The sequence below is a fragment of the Achromobacter maghribensis genome, from assembly GCF_057334215.1.
This window is the reverse complement of sequence record NZ_JBHFII010000055.1, coordinates 70,768-87,548: the sequence shown is the minus strand read 5'-3', so window position 1 is coordinate 87,548 and position 16,781 is coordinate 70,768. Positions and strand designations below refer to the sequence as shown.

Genomic DNA, 16,781 nt, shown 5'->3' with positions numbered 1-16,781 from the left:
ACGACCGGGCGGCGTCGGCGCTGGACTGGGGGATGGAATGGGCCGAATGCAGGGCGCCCGGGCTCAGCTTCACCGGACCGGTGACGCGGGCCTTGGGGTCCAGCGAATCGACGATGGCTTGCGAATCCGCGCCCAGCAGGCGCGCGTAATTGCGGACCAAACCGCGCAGGGAAACGCCGGTGGGCAAGTCTGCCCACGCTTCGTTTTCTAGGGCTTCGATCTGCTTCGTGGAAAACTTGATGCGGCTGGACACCTCATCGAGCGACCAGCCTTTGGACTGGCGCAGCGCGCGCAATGCCGAGCCCACGTTGCTCGCAGCGCTTGCGGGCGTTTCAGAAACTGCAGAAGCGAAATCCTGCGTCATGCATGCACCTGTTTAATTGGTATGGTCTGGCGCTGTGCGGCATTACGCTCGGTAATCCGAGTGCGGTCCCGCACTTCTCCGGCCAGTTGACCACAAGCTGCATCGATATCGTCGCCCCGGGTCTTGCGCACGGTCGTGATGATGCCAGCGTCCATCAGACGCTGCGCGAACACCTTGACGCGTGCGGAGTTTGAGCGTTTCAGGCCCGACTCGGGGAAGGGGTTGAACGGAATCAGATTGAGCTTGCAGCGCAGCTGGCGTGCAATTTGGATCAGTTCCTTGGCGTGCTGGTCGGTGTCGTTGATGCCGTCCAGCATGCAGTATTCAAAGGTGATGAAGTCGCGCGGGGCGAACGCCAGATAGCGCTCGCAAGCCGCCAGCAACTCTTTCAGCGGGTATTTCTTGTTCAGCGGCACCAGTTCGTCGCGCAGCGCATCGTTCGGCGCGTGCAGCGAGACGGCCAGCGCCACCGGACAGTCCTGCGACAGGCGGTCCATCATGGGGACGACGCCCGACGTGGACACCGTCACCCGGCGGCGAGACAAGCCGTAGGCGTTGTCGTCCAGCATCAGGCGCAACGCCGGCAGGACCTGGTCGTAGTTGAGCAGGGGCTCGCCCATGCCCATCATCACCACGTTGCTGATGACGCGCGTATCTTCGGTGGCCTTGGCGCTTTCCAGGCGGGCGGTGCCGATATCGGCCTCCAGCACGCGCTTGGCCCACCAAAGCTGGCCGATGATTTCACTGGTTTTCAGGTTGCGGTTGAAGCCCTGGTGCCCGGTCGAGCAAAAGCGGCAGTTCACCACGCAGCCGGCCTGGCTGGAAATGCAAAGGGTGCCGCGATCGTCTTCGGGGATGAAGACGGTTTCGATGGCATTGCCCTGCCCCACGTCGAACAGCCACTTGCGCGTGCCGTCGGTCGAGCGCTGCTCGATATTGACGGGCAAGGCTTCGATGCGGCAGTTGGACGCGAGCTGGCTGCGGAATTCGCGGGCCAGATCGGTCATGGCGTCGAACGAATCGGCGCCGCGCTGGTGCATCCAGCGCTGCAACTGGCGAGCGCGAAACGGCTTGCCGCCCCACTGCCCGACAAGTTCGGACAGGGCGGAGCCATCCAGCCCCAGCAGATTGATTCGTTCGACGGATTCCATGACCTGGGTAACGCTAAAAAACTAGAACAGTGCTTCCGGGAAAATCAACGGCTGTGAATGTTGATTTCGGGGAAGAAGAAAGCGATTTCGACAGCAGCCGTTTCCGGAGCGTCGGAGCCGTGCACGGCGTTGGCGTCGATGCTGTCGGCGAAGTCGGCGCGGATGGTGCCGGGAGCAGCCTTCTTCGGGTCCGTGGCGCCCATCAGGTCGCGGTTCTTCAGGATGGCTTCTTCACCTTCCAGCACTTGCACGAAGACCGGGCCCGAGATCATGAAATCGACCAGGTCCTTGAAGAAGGGGCGTTCCGAGTGCACGGCGTAGAAACGCTCGGCGTCGGCGCGCGACAGTTGGGCCAGGCGGGCGGCGATGACCTTCAGGCCGGCTTGCTCGAAACGGCCGACGATCTGGCCGATGACGTTCTTGGCGACGGCGTCGGGCTTGATGATCGAGAGGGTACGTTGGATGGACATAGGAACTCCGAAAGCTGATTTCTAACTGGTTTCTGATGAATTGCCTGGCGTGGCTCTGCACTTGTCGGTGTCACCCTTGAAGTGTCATCGCGCGATTGGCGCACAGGCGGTCCGGATCGTTTGAACAGTTCTGCTGAACGCTCCGGGCCGTCCTGAGCCACATGGCCAAGGCAGGGATTCGACACTGCCGACCGATCGGACGCGCCCTCAATTCTGCTTCGGATTTCTGAAACGCGGACTTTTCCGTGCGCATTTCCGAAGGAATCCTCAATGAATTCAGGGACTTCTAAAAGGTTTACAGTAACCCGGTATTCTAACACGCTGAGAAGACCGCATTACATCTTAAAATGAGCGGTTTGCTGCCCGTATCCCTACGCCGGGCGCCCTGTTTGCCGGAACCCTGTAATGACCCAAGCTGCCCCCCCGAACGCCGCGAATCCCGCGAGCGACACCCCGGAACTCTCCAAGAGCTTCGAACCCTCCGAACTGGAATCCCGCTGGTATGCCGAGTGGGACAAGCGCGGCTACTTCGCGGCGGGCCAGCACGTAAAAACGGGGACGGAAAGCCAGCCGTATGTCATCCAGTTCCCGCCGCCCAACGTCACGGGCACCCTTCACATGGGCCACGCGTTCAACCAGACCATCATGGACGGCCTGGTTCGCTACCGCCGCATGGCGGGCGACGATACCGTGTTCATTCCCGGCACGGACCACGCCGGCATCGCCACTCAGATCGTTGTTGAGAGACAGCTGGACGCCCAGAAGGTTTCCCGCCACGACCTCGGCCGCGAGAGATTCGTGGAAAAAGTCTGGGAATGGAAGGAAAAGTCGGGCAACGCCATCACCGAGCAGGTGCGCCGCCTGGGCGCGTCGGCCGATTGGCCGCGCGAATACTTCACCATGGACGACCGCATGTCGCGCGGCGTGGTGGAGACCTTCGTGCGCCTGCATAAACAGGGACTGATCTACCGCGGCAAGCGCCTGGTCAACTGGGATCCCAAGCTGCTGACCGCCGTGTCCGACCTGGAAGTCCAGTCCGAAGAGACCGACGGCCACATGTGGCACATCCTCTACCCCTTCGTCGACGGGCCGCAGACCATTGTCGACAAAGACGGCCAGACCGTTACGCTGCGGGGCATGACGATCGCCACGACCCGCCCGGAAACGATGCTGGCTGACGGCGCCCTGTGCGTGCATCCGGACGATCCGCGCTACCAGCACCTGATCGGCAAGGAAGTCGAACTGCCGCTGTGCGATCGCAACATCCCCATCATCGCAGACGATTTCGTCGACCCCGAATTCGGCACGGGCTGCGTCAAGATCACCGGCGCCCACGATTTCAACGATTACGCCTGCGCGATGCGCCACGATCTGCCGCTGATCGTGATCTTCACGCTGGATGCGCACATCAACGAAAACGGCCCCAAGCAGTTCCAGGGCCTGGAGCGCTACGAAGCCCGCAAGGCGGTCGTCGCCCAACTGGATGCCGAAGGCTATCTGGTCAAGATCGAACCGCACAAGATGATGCAGCCCAAAGGCGACCGGACCGGCGTCGTGCTGGAGCCCATGCTGACGGACCAGTGGTTCGTCGCCATGAGCAAGCCGGCCCCCGAAGGCACGCTGAACCCCGGCAAGAGCATCACCGAAGTGGCGCTGGAAGTCGTGGCCGACGGCCGCATCAAGTTCTATCCGGACAACTGGACCACCATTTACAACCAGTGGCTGAACAACATCCAGGACTGGTGCATTTCGCGCCAGCTGTGGTGGGGCCACCAGATCCCGGCGTGGTATTCGGAAGACGGCCAGGTCTTCGTGGCGCACGACGAAGCCGGCGCCATCGAACAGGCGCGCGCCGCCGGCGTCACGGGCGAACTCAAGCGCGACCCGGACGTGCTGGACACCTGGTTCTCGTCGGGCCTCGTGCCTTTCACGACGCTGGGCTGGCCCGAAAACACGCCTGACCTGCAACGCTACCTGCCCTCCAGCGTGCTGGTCACGGGCTTTGACATCATCTTCTTCTGGGTCGCCCGCATGGTCATGCTGACCACGCACCTGACCGGCCAGATTCCGTTCAAGCACGTCTACGTGCACGGCCTGATCCGCGACGCCGACGGCCAGAAAATGAGCAAGTCCAAGGGCAATACGCTGGACCCGGTCGACCTGATCGACGGCATCGACCTGGACGGCCTGATCGCCAAGCGCACCTATGGTCTGATGAACCCCAAGCAGGCGGGAGCCATCGAAAAGGCCACGCGCCGCCAGTACCCGGACGGCATCCCCGCTTTCGGCACCGATGCGCTGCGCTTCACGATGGCCGCTTACGCCACCCTGGGCCGCAACATCAACTTCGACCTGAAGCGCTGCGAGGGGTATCGCAACTTCTGCAACAAGCTGTGGAACGCCACGCGCTTCGTGCTGATGAATACCGAAGGCCACGACCTGACGGGTTCCGACGCCGGCGAAACCTCGTTCGTCGACCGCTGGATCATCAGCCAGATGCAGACGCTGGAAGCCGACGTCGCGCGCGGATTCGCCGACTACCGCTTCGACAACATCGCCAATGCCCTGTACCGCTATGTGTGGGACGAGTACTGCGACTGGTACCTGGAACTGGCCAAGGTGCAGATCCAGACCGGCACGCCCGCCCAGCAGCTGGGCACGCGCCGCACGCTGATCCGCGTGCTGGAATGCGTGCTGCGCCTGGCGCACCCGATCATTCCGTTCATCACGGAAGAACTCTGGCAAAAGGTGTCGGTGGCGGCCGGCAAGCGCAAGGAAGGCGTGGCCGACAGCGTCAGCGTCCAGCCCTACCCGCAAGCCAATCCGGACGCGGTCGATGTGGCGGCGGAAGCCGACGTGGCCGAACTCAAGGCCCAGGTGGAAGCGGTGCGAGCGCTGCGCGGCGAAATGAACCTGTCGCCCGCCCAGAAAGTGCCGTTGTGCGCCCAGGGCGACGCCCCCACGCTCAAGCGCAATGCGCCGTACCTGGCCGCGCTGGCCAAGCTGAGCCAGGTCGACGTGCTGGACGCCCTGCCCGACGCCGGCGCGCCGGTCCAGGTTGTGGGCGCCAGCCGCCTGATGCTGCACGTCGAGATCGACGTGGCGGCCGAGCGCATTCGCCTGGACAAGGAAATCGCACGCCTGGAAGGCGAGATCGCCAAGGCCAATGGCAAGCTGTCGAACGCCAGCTTCGTCGAACGCGCCCCGGCGGCGGTCGTCGAGCAGGAAAAGGCCCGCATGGCGCAGTTCGGTGAAACGCTGCAGAAGGTGCGCGAACAGCGCGCCAAGCTGGGCGACTGAACGGCGGCCCCGCCCCGCTGAAACCAAAAACCCCGGACTGGTTCCGGGGTTTTTTCATGGTGGCAACCACCGGCGACGTCAGACGCCGCCATCGGTCATGCGGTACCAGGTCACCACCGCATTGACGTAGAGCCGCCGCAGGCCATACAGCGGAAACGGCACCACCGGGGACAAGGGCACGGGCAGCGCGTTGGCGTCGCCCGTCGCCACGTATTGGGCCATGGCGCGGCCCATGCTGGTCTGCAGCCCCACCCCGCGCCCCTGGCACCCAATATCCACCAGCAGGCCAGGTTGCGGCTCGTGCAAATGCGGGAGGTAGTCGCGGGTGACCGCAACGCGCCCGCACCAACGGTATTCGAATGGCGTGCCCGCCACCTGCGGGAACAGCTTCAGCATGACCCGCTCCAGATGCGCCCAGTCTTCCGGCCCCTTGGGTTCACGGAAGGGGCCGCGCCCGCCCATCAACAGCCGGCCCTGGTGGTCCAGCCGGAAATACAGCAGCAGGTTGCGCGTATCCGAGGTGACATGCCCTTCGGGAAAAATGCCCGCGCGCACCGACTCCGGCAAGGGCGCGGTGGCGACCTGGAAGGTATTGGCGTCGATGATGGATGTCTTCAAACCCGGCAGCAGGTCGCCGCCGTAGGCATTGGTGCACATCACCACCCGGTCGGCGGTGACCGCCGCGCCGCGGCCCGTCGCCGCCACCCACTTGCCATCGCTGCGGGTCAGGCCGGTGACGGGCGTGTCCGTGTAAATCGAGGCGCCGGCGTTCAGCGGGGCGCGCGCCAGGCCGCGCGCATAGCTCAGCGGCTGCACGGCGCCGGCGCGGTTGTCCACCCAGCCGCCCAGATAGCGGTCCGTGCCCAGCAGGCGGGCGACTTGCTCGCGATCCAACGGCCGCGCGTCCACGCCATGCCGCGCCCATTGCGCCGCCCGGCCGTGCGCGGTGCGCAACGCCTCTGCATTGTGGGCGCCCTGGACCCAACCTTTGCGGACATGCGGCACGTCCATGGCATGGCGGTCGATCAGGTTGAACACCGAGTCGGCCGTCGCCCCCGCGAACCGCAACAAGCGCTCGCCGCGCTCTTGACCAAACATCGAGATCAAGGCGTCCGGGTCGTACTTCAGCCCCGGGATCACCTGCCCGCCATTGCGGCCTGATCCGCCGAAGCCGATTTCACGCGCCTCCAGCACCACGGCGTTCACGCCGCGCTCCGCCAGATGCAGCGCGGTGCTCAGCCCGGCGTAGCCACCGCCGATGACCAGCACATCCGCCTGCAAGGACGCCGAAAGCGGTTGGGTGGGCGGCGGCGCCGAAGCGGTCGCTGCCCACAAGGACGGAGAAAGCGGAAACGGCACTGGCTGCATGATGATTCCTTCCTACATGGGGTGCAGCACACGGCGCAGGAAATCCTGCGTGCGGGGATGCTGCGGATGATTCAAGACCTCTCGGGCCGCGCCCTGCTCGACCATGACGCCGCCGTCGAAGAACATGACACGGTCGGCAACCTCGCGCGCGAAGCTCATTTCGTGCGTCACGACGACCATGGTCATGCCGGCCTCGGCCAGCTTGCGCATCACGCCCAGCACGTCGCCCACCAGTTCCGGGTCCAGCGCGGACGTCGGCTCATCGAAGAGGATGGCCTTGGGCTGCATCGCCAGGGCGCGCGCAATGGCCACGCGCTGCTGCTGCCCGCCCGACAATTGATTGGGATGCGCATCCGCCTTGTCTGCCAAGCCCACGCTGGCCAGCAATTCGCGGCCGCGCTCCAGCACCTGCGCGCGCGGCTCTTTCTTCACGAAGATCGGCCCTTCGATCACGTTTTCCAGCGCGGTGCGATGGGGAAACAGGTTGAAGCGCTGGAACACCATCGCCACCTGCGTGCGGATCGACACGATGGAAGGCGCGTCGGCGTCGACCAGCTCGCCATCCACGGTGATGCGCCCGGCGTTGTAGCGTTCCAGCCCATTGATGCAACGCAGGATGGTGGATTTTCCAGAGCCGGACGGGCCGATCACGCATACGACCTCGCCCTTGGTGACTTCGGCGTCGATGCCCTTGAGCACCTCTAGCGAACCGAAGCTCTTGCGGACTCCCTTGAGTTCGATCATTTCGTGGCGCTCCTTTTCTCGAGGTGCCGGACAAGCAGGATCAGCGGCACGCACATGATCAGGTACATCAGCGCCACCAGCGAGAACACGGTGGCGTTCTTGAACGTGGACACGGCGATCAGCTTGCCCTGCAAAGCCAGTTCGGCCACCGTGATCGTGGACGCCTGCGACGAGTCCTTGAGCATCATGATCATGATGTTGCCGTAAGGCGGCAGCACGATCTTCACGGCTTGCGGCAGCACCACGCGCCGCATCGTCATGCTCCAGCTCATGCCCATCGCCATCGCGGCTTCGATCTGGCCACGGTCGATGGCCTGGATGCCCGCGCGGAAGTTCTCGGCCTGATACGCGGAATAGGCCACGCCCAACCCGATGATGGCAGCCTGCACGGCCGTCAGCGACACCCCCATGTCGGGCATCACGAAGTAGATGTAGAACAGCAGCACGATGATCGGGATGCCGCGCAGCAGGTTGATGATTCCGCCGCTGAGCTTGGACAGGAACGTGTTGCCGGAGACGCGCATCAGCGCCCACACCAAGCCCAGCACCGTCGATAAGGCAAGCGAACCCAACGTGACCAGGATCGTCAGCTTCGCGCCTTGCAGCAATATCGGCAGATACTCCGCCGAGTCCTTGAAGAATTCCGTCATGACTTCACCCACCCTGACAAGACAGCCCACCGGCACGCCGGATGCGTGCCGCCCGCCCGCGCGCGGGTGCGCGCCGGCAAGGCTGATGCGATAAAGCTTGGTTGCTTTGCGGTCTGGCCGGCATCACGCGCCGGACAGGCCCCACTTTTTCAGGATGGCGTCGATGGCGCCGTTCGCCTTCAGCTTGGTCAGCGCCTTGTTGATGCGATCAAGCAAGGCCGTGTCTTCCTTGCGCGTGGCCAGGCCCAGGCTGCCCATGATGGTCGGCTGGTAGGACGACGCCATCTTCAGGTTGGGATAGTTGCCCTGGGTCAGGATATAGGCCGCGATGGGGTAGTCCATGAAACCGCCCTGGATGCGGCCGGCGTTGGCGTCGCGCATCATATCGGGCGGATTGTCGTAGAGCTTCACTTCCTTGAACATGCCGCTTTTCTGGATCGGCTCGACGAATGCAGTGCCGACCTGCACGCCAACGGTCATGCCCTTCATGTCGGCGAAGGACTTGTAGTCCTTGTTGTCGGTCTTCAGCACCATCAGCCCTTCCCCGTAGCGGTATACGGGCTCGGAAAAGCTGACAACCTGCTGGCGCTGCGGCGTGATGAACATGGCCGCGGACACGATGTCGATCCGTTTGGAGGTCAGCGAACCGATCAGGGCCGAAAACGCCATGGGTTCAATCTGCACCTCGAATCCCGCTTCTTTGCCGACGGCCTTCACGATGTCGACCATCACGCCTTCGATGCTGTTGGTCTTGGTGTCGAGAAAGGTGAAAGGACTGCCGGTGGGTGTGGACCCCACTTTCAACACCGTCTGGGCTTGCGCGCCCGCGGCCATGGACAATGCTGCGAATACCGAGACAACCAGAGTCTTGAATTTCATGACATATCCTCATCGTGGCAAAGAAACCCGGACGACGCGCTGCGTGCCCGGTGGCGCGACGATCCCCTGAGTCGCCACGCCGCTATGGAAGCTGTGCGCTTAGGGCGCCTGTTGCGTGTCGTCCCCCGCGGCTTGAGTGATGTTGGAGATGGCCCAGATGACCTCGGTCGTCTGCGACCCGGGATTACGCCAGCGGCGCGGCGTGCTGCTGGCATAGCAAAAGCTGTCGCCTTCATTGAGCAACATGACGCGGTCGCCCACCCATAGCTCGAGCGAGCCTTTGAGCACCACGCCGATCTGCTCGCCCTGCCCCGTCACGAAAAGCTCCTGCCCGGTCGAGCCGCCGGGCTCGATCGTGGCGCGGCACAGGTCCATGCTGCGGCATGCGGGCGGCGTGTACATCTCTTTGCTGATGCCCTTTTCGCTCAGGTCGATAAAGCGATGCGTGCCGGCCCGCGCGACGCGGCCGCCATCTTCACTTTGCGTGTGCTCGGCGTTGCGCAGCAGAGAATTCACCGAGACGTTGAATTCGCGCGCCAGCATGTGCAGGACCTTTACCGACGCGGAACTCAAGCCGCGCTCGATCTGGCTCAGCAAGCCCAAAGACATGCCGCAAGCGCGGGCAACCTCGGCCAGCGAGCGTTTCTGCTGCTTGCGCAGTTGGCGCAGTTGCTGCCCCAGCCATAAGTCGACGGCCGACTCCGGCCTACCCGCCATGGCACTAGCCGACGGCGAGGCGGCGCGGCGCTCGGGCGCGGATAGGGCTGCAGCGGATCGGCCAGAGGGGGAGTTCGACATATGAAAATTTCATTTTCATGTAATTTTCAATACTAAAGAGCAGCCGAAACGCCCACAACCTAGGAACATCCCTACGCTTGCGGAACCGAGAATGAGGAGGGGAATGACTAGGACGCGTCGGGCGTCTTCGGGGGCTGGGCAGGCTTGGCCGACGGCTTGCGCCTGCGCTTGGGCGCGTCGGCAGCGGGGTCGTAGGTGCCGGCCAATTCGGCCAGGTAACGCTCGTCCGCCTTATTCAGCCACCCTTTCGCGCGAGCCGATTCGATGAGCTCGGGGCGTCGGGTTGCCGTCAGCGCAAGCGAACGCTCGCGTCGCCAGCGGGCGATGTTGGCGTGATGTCCGCTAAGCAGCGGCGCAGGCACGGACTCGCCTTCATATACTTCGGGACGCGTGTAATGCGGGCTGTCCAGCAAACCTGACAAGGTGTCGTTGAACGAATCCTGCAGCGCGGAGTCGCCATCGTTCAACACGCCTGGCACCAAGCGCACGGCGGCATCGATCACTGCCAGCGCGGCAATCTCTCCGCCGGACAACACGAAGTCGCCCAACGAGATCTCATGCGTTACGCAGCGTTCGATGAACCGCTGATCCACGCCTTCGTAGCGACCGCAGATAAGGATGATCCCGTCGCTTGCAGCCAGCGTTTCGGCGCCGGCTTGGTCGTAGCGCTGGCCGACTGGCGCCAGCAGCGCAACCGGGGCGGGCCCCAGGCCAAGCGCTGCGCGCGCTTGCTGGGCGGCATTGACGGCAGCTTCCAAAGGCGCCGCCATCATTACCATTCCGGGACCACCGCCATAAGGACGGTCGTCCACGGTGCGATGGACGTCCTGCGTGAAATCACGGGGATTCCAGGCGTGCAAGGACCACCGGCCTTGAGCATGCGCCCGGCCGGTGACACCCAGATCGCGCACTACCCCGAACATTTCGGGAAAGAGCGTAATGACGTCGAATCGCATCAAAGATCCGCCGGCCAGTCGCTGTCTATGCGGCGAGCAGCCAGATCGACGGCGTGTATGTGCGCACGTACGAACGGAACAAGCATTTCGGCAGGTCGGCCTTTGGCGTTCAGAATAGGCTCGGGCCCTTCGGCCCCCACCTTCTGGCACAAGACCTTCAAGACGGCGTGAGCGCCGTTATCAAGGACTTCGTCCACCACGCCAATCAGCGCGGGTTCACCGTTGGCGCTGGTGTACAGCGAACAACCGATGAGGTCGACCCAGTAGTATTCGTCTTCCTTGGGCGCGGGGAACGAACCGCGCGGCGCTTGCACGGAATATCCGCGCAAGGCTTCCGCCTGATCGCGATCCGCAATGCCTGCCAGCTGGGCCACGACCGTGGAACCCTGCGAACGGACTTGCAAAACCTTGATTGCGACAGGCGCAGACGCGACAGCGCCCCGCGCCAATTCAGGCACAGGGCGAGTCAACCACCATTGAGACGCTGAGAGCAGCACTTCGGCATTGGCCGAATGTGGCTGCACCTTAACCCAGCCTTTCACACCGTAGGCTGCACTGATGCGGCCCAGCTCGATCAAATCCGTAGGCGCCGCGTTAGAGGTTGCGGCATCAGACATGTATCGCGCTCTTCGTAATGATGAAACAGCTAAGAATGGTAGCTTTACAGCTGAACTAACGGCTTGGGCACGACGCAGGCAATTAAGCTGCGGCGGAAACCTTGGCCGAGTAGTCCTTGACCAGACGCTCGACAGCGGGCGACAGTTGCGCGCCAGTGCCGGTCCAGTACTGCACGCGATCCAGCGCAATGCGCAGGTTTTCCGTGCCTTCGCTAGCTACGGGGTTGTAGAAACCCACGCGCTCGATGAAGCGGCCGTCGCGACGGTTACGCGAATCGGTGGCCACCAGGTTGTAAAACGGACGCTTCTTGGACCCACCGCGGGCCAGGCGAATCACCACCATAGGTAATCCCTTGAATTAGTTGTGAAAAACGGGAAATTCTAGCACTTAAACAAGCCGGCTGGCAAATGCAGGTGCTGAATCAGTCGAGGCGGCGCAATTTGTATCCTAAAACACCGCATCCGGGTATTCTACAAATACGGGCCGGAGCCCGCCGCAGACGAAAGTGTAGCCTTCAGGCGCGCTTCGCGTCTGCATTTCGTGCGGTTGAACCTGAGTGCGTGTGAAGAATAACCCGATTGGAGAGATCGGTTTTATGTCGACCTGCGCAAGACCCGACGCTTTGCTCCCCCCGGCTACGCCGCAACGGCGCCGCCCTTCTGCTGCTTTCAAGCCCTCGTCCTGAGGGCGGAACACTCCCCTTTTTCGCCTTTCCCCCGGTTTTCCCTCGCGTTTTTTTCCGTGTTTTTTCCCAACACTTCCTCTTGGAGAGGTGCCACACCATGAAGAATCAGAAATCCGTCTTCACCCCCGTCGCGCGCCTGGCTCTGACCGGCCTATTGCTGGGCACGCTGGCGATGCCGCTCGCGGCTTCTGCCCGGGTTGTCGGCGCGGCATTGACCACGGCGTCGGGCAAGGTCACCGCCGTCGACCCCGCCACCCGCACCATCACGCTGCAAGGCGCCAACGGCAACACCGTGGACGTGCTGGCAGGCCCCGAGGTCCGCAATTTCCAGCAGATCAAGCCGGGCGACACGCTGACGCTGGACTATTACGAGTCTGTCGCGGTCGATGTGCGGCCAGCCGGCTCGGGCGCTCCTGAAGTGGTGACCGAAACCGCCGCCAACCGCAGCGCCAAGGGCGCCAAACCGGGGGGAGCGATGGGCCGCCAGACGACCATTACGGCTGCGATCTGGCACATCAACAAAAGCGCCAACCTGGTCACGCTGAAAGGCCCGCAAGGCGGCATGCGCACGATCCAGGTGAAGGACCCCGCCATGCAGGCGCGCCTGCAGCAGCTCAAGGAAGGCGATCTGGTCGACTTCACCATCACGCAGGCGGTGGCGGCTGCCATCCATAAGTAAGCACGCCTGCGTCGACGTAAAAAGGCCCGCGAAAGCGGGCCTTTTCGTGAACGGCAGCGAACGCCGCCGACGGTCGGCGCGTCAGCGCCTGCGCAGGTAGTGCACGCCCCGGCCGTCGTCTTCTTGCTGCAGAACCAGCGCGTTGCCGGTCTGCCGCGCGAAGGCCTGGAAGTCGCGGATGGCGTTGCGGTCCGTGGTGATGACGCGCAACACTTCGCCGCTTGCCATCTGCGCCAAGGCCTTCTTGGCGCGCAGGATGGGCAAGGGGCACGTCAGGCCGCTGGCATCCACTTCCTGCTCGAAAGCAGGCGCTTGCGCGCCCGCATCGAGGCTGGTGTCGGCACCCATCAGAGACGCTCTTCCACCCACTTCTGCACGCCGGCGATCGCCGCGGGCAAGGCAGCGAGGTCGGTGCCGCCGCCCATGGCCATGTCGGGGCGGCCACCGCCCTTGCCGCCCACCTGGCTGGCCACGAAGCCCACCAGGTCACCGGCCTTGATGCGGTCGGTCAGATCGGCCGTAACGCCACCCACCACGCTGATCTTGCCGTCGGCGGAACCGGTGGCAAGCAGCACGATAGCCGGCTTCAGGCGGTCTTTCAGGTTGTCGACCATGCCGCGCAAGGCCTTGGGGTCCACGTCGCCGATGCTGGCGGCGAGCACCTTGATGCCCTTGACGTCGACTGCCGCGCTGGCGGCAAGGTCGTTACCCGCGCTGGCGGCCAGCTTGTTGCGGGATTGTTCCAGGTCTTTTTCCAGCGCCTTGACCTGATCCTGCACTTGCGCGATGCGCGCCGGCACATCGGCCGGCGTGCTGCGCAGCATGCCCGCGATCTGGGTCAGCAAGGCGTTCTGGTTCTGCACCCAAGCCAGCGCGTTGTCGCCGGTGATGGCCTCGATGCGGCGCACCCCCGCGGCCACGCCACCTTCGGAGATGATCTTGAACAGGCCGATGTCGCCCGTGCGGCTGACGTGCGTGCCGCCGCAGAGTTCGCGCGAGAAGCCGATGTCCAGCACCCGCACGGTATCGCCGTATTTTTCGCCGAACAGCGCCATGGCGCCGCCCTTGACCGCGTCGTCATAGGCCATGACCTGGGCCACGGTTGGCTGGTTGGCCAGGACTTCGGCGTTAACGATGGCTTCAACGCGCGCGATCTGCTCGGCGGTCATTGGCGCATCCTGCGCGAAGTCGAAACGGGTCTTGTCGGGATCCACCAGCGAGCCGCGCTGCTGCACGTGCGAGCCCAGCACCTGGCGCAAGGCCTTGTGCATCAAGTGAGTGGCCGAGTGATTGCGGATCGTGCGGGCCCGGCGGACCGCGTCAACGCGGGCCAGCAGGGTATCGCCCACCGACAGCGAACCGGATTCCAGCACCCCGTGATGACCGGACACGCCGGCCTGGATCTTCAGGGTGTCGCCGACGGCGAAGCGCACGCCATCCGCTTCGAGCAAGCCGGTGTCGCCCACCTGGCCGCCGGATTCCGCGTAGAACGGGGTGGCGTCCAGCACGACCACGGCGCTTTGGCCGGCTTTCACTTCCTGCACCTGGGTGCCATCGACGTACAGGGCGGTGACCTTGACGTTGTCGAGCTCCAGCTTTTCGTAGCCTTCGAAGCGCGTCGCGGCGCCTTCGTAACTGAGGCCTTCGGCCATCTTGAACTTGCCCGCGGCGCGAGCCTGGTCGCGCTGGCGTTCCATGGCGACCTCGAAGCCAGCCATGTCGATGTCCACTTCGCGTTCGCGGCAAATGTCGGCGGTCAGGTCCACGGGGAAACCGTAGGTGTCGTACAGCGTGAAGAGCGTGTTGCCGTCCAGCACGCCGCCCTTGGTCACATTGGCCAGGGCCGTGTCCAGGATGCGCATGCCGTGTTCGAGCGTTTCGCCGAAGCGCTCTTCTTCCTGCTTGAGCACCTGCGCCACGCGGTCGGCCATGGCAGCCAGTTCCGGATAGGCCTCGCCCATTTCGGCGACCAGATCCGGCACCAGGCGGTGGAAGAAGGGCTTGGTCTGGCCCAGCTTGTAGCCATGGCGCAGCGCGCGGCGCACGATGCGGCGCAGCACGTATCCGCGGCCTTCGTTGCTGGGGATCACGCCGTCGACGATCAGGAAGGAGCACGCGCGGATGTGGTCCGCGATGACCTTGAGCGAATTGTTTTCCAGGTCGTTGATGCCGGTTTCGCGAGCGGCGGCGTGGATCAGCTTCTGGAAAAGGTCGATTTCGTAATTGGAATGCACGCCCTGCAGGACAGCAGCGATGCGCTCCAGACCCATGCCGGTATCGACACAGGGACGCGGCAGGCGCGGCATGTTGCCCGCGGCGTCGCGCTCGAACTGCATGAACACCAGGTTCCAGATCTCGATGTAGCGGTCGCCGTCTTCCTCGGGCGATCCCGGGGGGCCGCCCCAGATTTCCGGGCCGTGGTCAAAGAAGATTTCCGAGCAAGGGCCGCAAGGGCCGGTGTCGGCCATCTGCCAGAAGTTGTCGGAGGCGTAGCGCGCGCCCTTGTTGTCGCCGATGCGGATGATGCGCTCGGTCGGCACGCCGACTTCCTTGGCCCAGATGTCGTAGGCCTCGTCGTCTTCCTGATACACCGTGACCCACAGCTTTTCCGCCGGCAGCTTGTAGACCTGCGTCAGCAGTTCCCAGGCGTATTGGATGGCATCGCGCTTGAAGTAGTCGCCGAAGCTGAAATTGCCCAGCATTTCGAAGAACGTATGGTGGCGGGCGGTGTAGCCCACGTTTTCAAGGTCGTTGTGCTTGCCGCCGGCGCGCACACTGCGCTGCGACGATGTGGCGCGCGTGTACGACCGCGATTCCTTGCCGGTGAAGACGTCCTTGAACTGAACCATGCCCGAATTGGTGAAGAGCAAGGTCGGGTCGTTGCCGGGGACGAGCGACGACGAAGGAACAATGGTGTGCCCCTTCGACTTGAAGAATTGCAGGAACTGGCGGCGAATCTCAGAGGATTTCATCGTGGATGACGCAGGATTTAGGCGAATCTTTGATTATAGAGGGTTGGCGAAAAAGCGCGGAGCCAAGGGATCGCCCCCCTAGCGGACGCACACGTAGCCGGTGGTCCACCCCTCTGTTTCGGTCCACTTTCCGCCCGCGGATACGATGACCGGCAGGTACCCGGCCGGACACGAGCAATCCCCGGTGCGTGGATTCGCCGTCGACTGCCCGGAATAATGCCGGCATCCGAACCGATTATTACTGCTGAACGCCCCCCCGAACCCGCCGCTGGCGGGTTGCCAGACGCCAGACTGGCAGGCCAGCAGCTCGCCAGCTTGCGTGCTGGCGATCGTTCCGTTGGCAAGACCGCAGCCAAGCCCGGGCTGGGCTCGCCCGCCCACGCTCAGGTAGGCGCCCGTTGCGATGGACGCCGCGACGGTCAGCGATCCGCTCAATGCCGGGTCGCGCGCGTCGCCAATGCGGACGAACGGATCAAGGTCAGGAAACGCGGGAGGGCTATCCGCCCCCAGTTCGGCCCCCGCCCCCGCCCACAGAGCCAGCGTGCCGGGCGGATACGTGGGCGCGTCTGGCATCAGCGGGTTTTCGAACCGGAATGCCGACCCCCGAGCCTGCCACGGGGTGTCGGGCCAGACGGCCCCGCCATAGCCGCCTGCGGCCTCGATGACGGAAGCGATGCCGACCAGGTCAGCCGACCGCGTCCCCCGTTTCAATAGCGGCGTGGCGCTGTAGACCAGAGCGTCGATCCTGCACCGTTCACCAGGGCAGCCCCCTCCTTTCCGCACGCGGATTTGCGCGCCAAACCCCAGCGCCGAGTGTTCAGGGAAGTCGACCGGCAGGTGCGCCAAGGCGCGCAGTTCCGCCACCGTGGGGGATTGCGGATCCGCGAACAGCGGCGCGCCCGTGGCATCGTTGGGCATCTGCCCCTTGGCCAGCGCGTCGAAATGCCGCGCCAGCATGCCGGCAGCCGCCTGCCGGACCTGCGCCATCCACACCCCCGCCGAGCGCGCCGCCGCATCCTCGATCCGATGGACAAGTTGATTGGAAGCCCAAATCGCGGTCACGGAAATCAATGCCAGCGCCAACGCCAAGCCTGCCAGCGAGAACCCGCGCTGACGGCCGCGACCACCAGCCGCGCGTTCCGGCAAG

The 16,781-nt window shown here is 64.1% G+C and carries 16 protein-coding genes; 2 read left to right on the top strand and 14 right to left on the bottom strand.

All coding sequences use genetic code 11. The features are described from left to right. The 3 genes from ACE039_RS24150 to ndk all read right to left on the bottom strand — a co-directional run. On the bottom strand, positions 1 to 364 hold a 364-nt coding region (locus tag ACE039_RS24150; RefSeq protein WP_485823522.1), incomplete at its 3' end, for a helix-turn-helix domain-containing protein. Further along, positions 361 to 1,515, bottom strand: a complete 1,155-nt coding sequence (gene rlmN / locus ACE039_RS24145; protein WP_046803686.1) for a dual-specificity RNA methyltransferase RlmN — start codon at positions 1,513 to 1,515, stop codon at positions 361 to 363. The genes rlmN and ACE039_RS24150, both read right to left, overlap by 4 nt. Before the next feature lie 44 nt (positions 1,516 to 1,559). Further along, the gene (gene ndk, locus ACE039_RS24140; RefSeq protein ID WP_054427443.1) at positions 1,560 to 1,985 is read right to left on the bottom strand and encodes a nucleoside-diphosphate kinase; all 426 of its coding nucleotides are present in this window, start codon (positions 1,983 to 1,985) and stop codon (positions 1,560 to 1,562) included. A 405-nt stretch (positions 1,986 to 2,390) separates the two neighbouring features. Here ndk and ACE039_RS24135 point away from each other — a divergent pair, with 405 nt between their 5' ends. After that, positions 2,391 to 5,285 (top strand): valine--tRNA ligase, encoded by a 2,895-nt coding sequence (locus ACE039_RS24135; RefSeq protein WP_485823521.1) that lies wholly within the window; start codon positions 2,391 to 2,393, stop codon positions 5,283 to 5,285. 78 nt (positions 5,286 to 5,363) lie between these two features. Here ACE039_RS24135 and ACE039_RS24130 read toward each other — a convergent pair whose 3' ends face one another. The 8 genes from ACE039_RS24130 to rpsP all read right to left on the bottom strand — a co-directional run bounded on the left by ACE039_RS24130 (position 5,364) and on the right by rpsP (position 11,640). Then, positions 5,364 to 6,653: an NAD(P)/FAD-dependent oxidoreductase gene (locus tag ACE039_RS24130; RefSeq protein WP_485823520.1), complete on the bottom strand. Its 1,290-nt coding sequence runs from the start codon at positions 6,651 to 6,653 to the stop codon at positions 5,364 to 5,366. Positions 6,654 to 6,665: 12 nt separating this feature from the next. Continuing rightward, positions 6,666 to 7,397: an amino acid ABC transporter ATP-binding protein gene (locus tag ACE039_RS24125; protein ID WP_310033290.1), complete on the bottom strand. Its 732-nt coding sequence runs from the start codon at positions 7,395 to 7,397 to the stop codon at positions 6,666 to 6,668. Then, positions 7,394 to 8,047 carry an amino acid ABC transporter permease gene (locus tag ACE039_RS24120; RefSeq protein ID WP_105559760.1) on the bottom strand — a complete coding sequence of 218 codons (654 nt, stop codon included), beginning with the start codon at positions 8,045 to 8,047 and terminating at the stop codon, positions 7,394 to 7,396. The genes ACE039_RS24125 and ACE039_RS24120 overlap by 4 nt, the downstream gene beginning before the upstream one ends. A 123-nt stretch (positions 8,048 to 8,170) precedes the next feature. Continuing rightward, complete coding sequence (locus tag ACE039_RS24115; protein ID WP_485823519.1) at positions 8,171 to 8,926, bottom strand: ABC transporter substrate-binding protein; 756 nt, start codon at positions 8,924 to 8,926, stop codon at positions 8,171 to 8,173. Between the two features lie 99 nt (positions 8,927 to 9,025). After that, on the bottom strand, positions 9,026 to 9,643 hold the full coding sequence (locus tag ACE039_RS24110; protein ID WP_105559758.1) for a helix-turn-helix domain-containing protein: 618 nt from the start codon (positions 9,641 to 9,643) through the stop codon (positions 9,026 to 9,028). A gap of 188 nt (positions 9,644 to 9,831) precedes the next feature. After that, positions 9,832 to 10,680 carry a tRNA (guanosine(37)-N1)-methyltransferase TrmD gene (gene trmD, locus ACE039_RS24105; RefSeq protein ID WP_416031627.1) on the bottom strand — a complete coding sequence of 283 codons (849 nt, stop codon included), beginning with the start codon at positions 10,678 to 10,680 and terminating at the stop codon, positions 9,832 to 9,834. Beyond that, on the bottom strand, positions 10,680 to 11,297 hold the full coding sequence (gene rimM / locus ACE039_RS24100) for a ribosome maturation factor RimM (protein ID WP_313460693.1): 618 nt from the start codon (positions 11,295 to 11,297) through the stop codon (positions 10,680 to 10,682). The genes trmD and rimM overlap by 1 nt, the downstream gene beginning before the upstream one ends. A gap of 82 nt (positions 11,298 to 11,379) precedes the next feature. Continuing rightward, positions 11,380 to 11,640: a 30S ribosomal protein S16 gene (gene rpsP, locus ACE039_RS24095; protein WP_006224007.1), complete on the bottom strand. Its 261-nt coding sequence runs from the start codon at positions 11,638 to 11,640 to the stop codon at positions 11,380 to 11,382. 440 nt (positions 11,641 to 12,080) lie between these two features. Between rpsP and ACE039_RS24090 the strand changes: the two genes are divergently transcribed. Beyond that, positions 12,081 to 12,662, top strand: coding sequence for a hypothetical protein (locus tag ACE039_RS24090; protein ID WP_105559755.1), 582 nt, complete (start codon positions 12,081 to 12,083; stop codon positions 12,660 to 12,662). Between the two features lie 81 nt (positions 12,663 to 12,743). On the opposite strand, the gene ACE039_RS24085 is transcribed toward ACE039_RS24090, so the two are convergent. From ACE039_RS24085 to ACE039_RS24075, 3 genes are all read right to left on the bottom strand, one after another. Then, entirely contained in the window at positions 12,744 to 13,010 is a 267-nt protein-coding gene (locus ACE039_RS24085; RefSeq protein WP_313460698.1) for a sulfurtransferase TusA family protein, read from the bottom strand. After that, entirely contained in the window at positions 13,010 to 15,634 is a 2,625-nt protein-coding gene (gene alaS, locus ACE039_RS24080) for an alanine--tRNA ligase (protein ID WP_448711486.1), read from the bottom strand. The genes ACE039_RS24085 and alaS overlap by 1 nt, the downstream gene beginning before the upstream one ends. Positions 15,635 to 15,712: 78 nt before the next feature. Next, on the bottom strand, positions 15,713 to 16,780 hold the full coding sequence (locus ACE039_RS24075) for a prepilin (RefSeq protein WP_485823518.1): 1,068 nt from the start codon (positions 16,778 to 16,780) through the stop codon (positions 15,713 to 15,715). Position 16,781 lies beyond the last annotated feature (1 nt).

Bases quoted from the DNA above. Each gene is read 5' to 3' on its own strand.
- rpsP (WP_006224007.1), bottom strand. From the start codon at position 11,640: ATGGTGGTGATTCGCCTGGCCCGCGGTGGGTCCAAGAAGCGTCCGTTT.
- rimM (WP_313460693.1), bottom strand. From the start codon at position 11,297: ATGTCTGATGCCGCAACCTCTAACGCGGCGCCTACGGATTTGATCGAG.
- ndk (WP_054427443.1), bottom strand. From the start codon at position 1,985: ATGTCCATCCAACGTACCCTCTCGATCATCAAGCCCGACGCCGTCGCC.
- ACE039_RS24085 (WP_313460698.1), bottom strand. From the start codon at position 13,010: ATGGGTGCCGACACCAGCCTCGATGCGGGCGCGCAAGCGCCTGCTTTC.
- alaS (WP_448711486.1), bottom strand. From the start codon at position 15,634: ATGAAATCCTCTGAGATTCGCCGCCAGTTCCTGCAATTCTTCAAGTCG.
- ACE039_RS24125 (WP_310033290.1), bottom strand. From the start codon at position 7,397: ATGATCGAACTCAAGGGAGTCCGCAAGAGCTTCGGTTCGCTAGAGGTG.
- ACE039_RS24130 (WP_485823520.1), bottom strand. From the start codon at position 6,653: ATGCAGCCAGTGCCGTTTCCGCTTTCTCCGTCCTTGTGGGCAGCGACC.
- trmD (WP_416031627.1), bottom strand. From the start codon at position 10,680: ATGCGATTCGACGTCATTACGCTCTTTCCCGAAATGTTCGGGGTAGTG.
- ACE039_RS24110 (WP_105559758.1), bottom strand. From the start codon at position 9,643: ATGGCGGGTAGGCCGGAGTCGGCCGTCGACTTATGGCTGGGGCAGCAA.
- ACE039_RS24135 (WP_485823521.1), top strand. From the start codon at position 2,391: ATGACCCAAGCTGCCCCCCCGAACGCCGCGAATCCCGCGAGCGACACC.
- ACE039_RS24115 (WP_485823519.1), bottom strand. From the start codon at position 8,926: ATGAAATTCAAGACTCTGGTTGTCTCGGTATTCGCAGCATTGTCCATG.
- ACE039_RS24120 (WP_105559760.1), bottom strand. From the start codon at position 8,047: ATGACGGAATTCTTCAAGGACTCGGCGGAGTATCTGCCGATATTGCTG.
- ACE039_RS24090 (WP_105559755.1), top strand. From the start codon at position 12,081: ATGAAGAATCAGAAATCCGTCTTCACCCCCGTCGCGCGCCTGGCTCTG.
- rlmN (WP_046803686.1), bottom strand. From the start codon at position 1,515: ATGGAATCCGTCGAACGAATCAATCTGCTGGGGCTGGATGGCTCCGCC.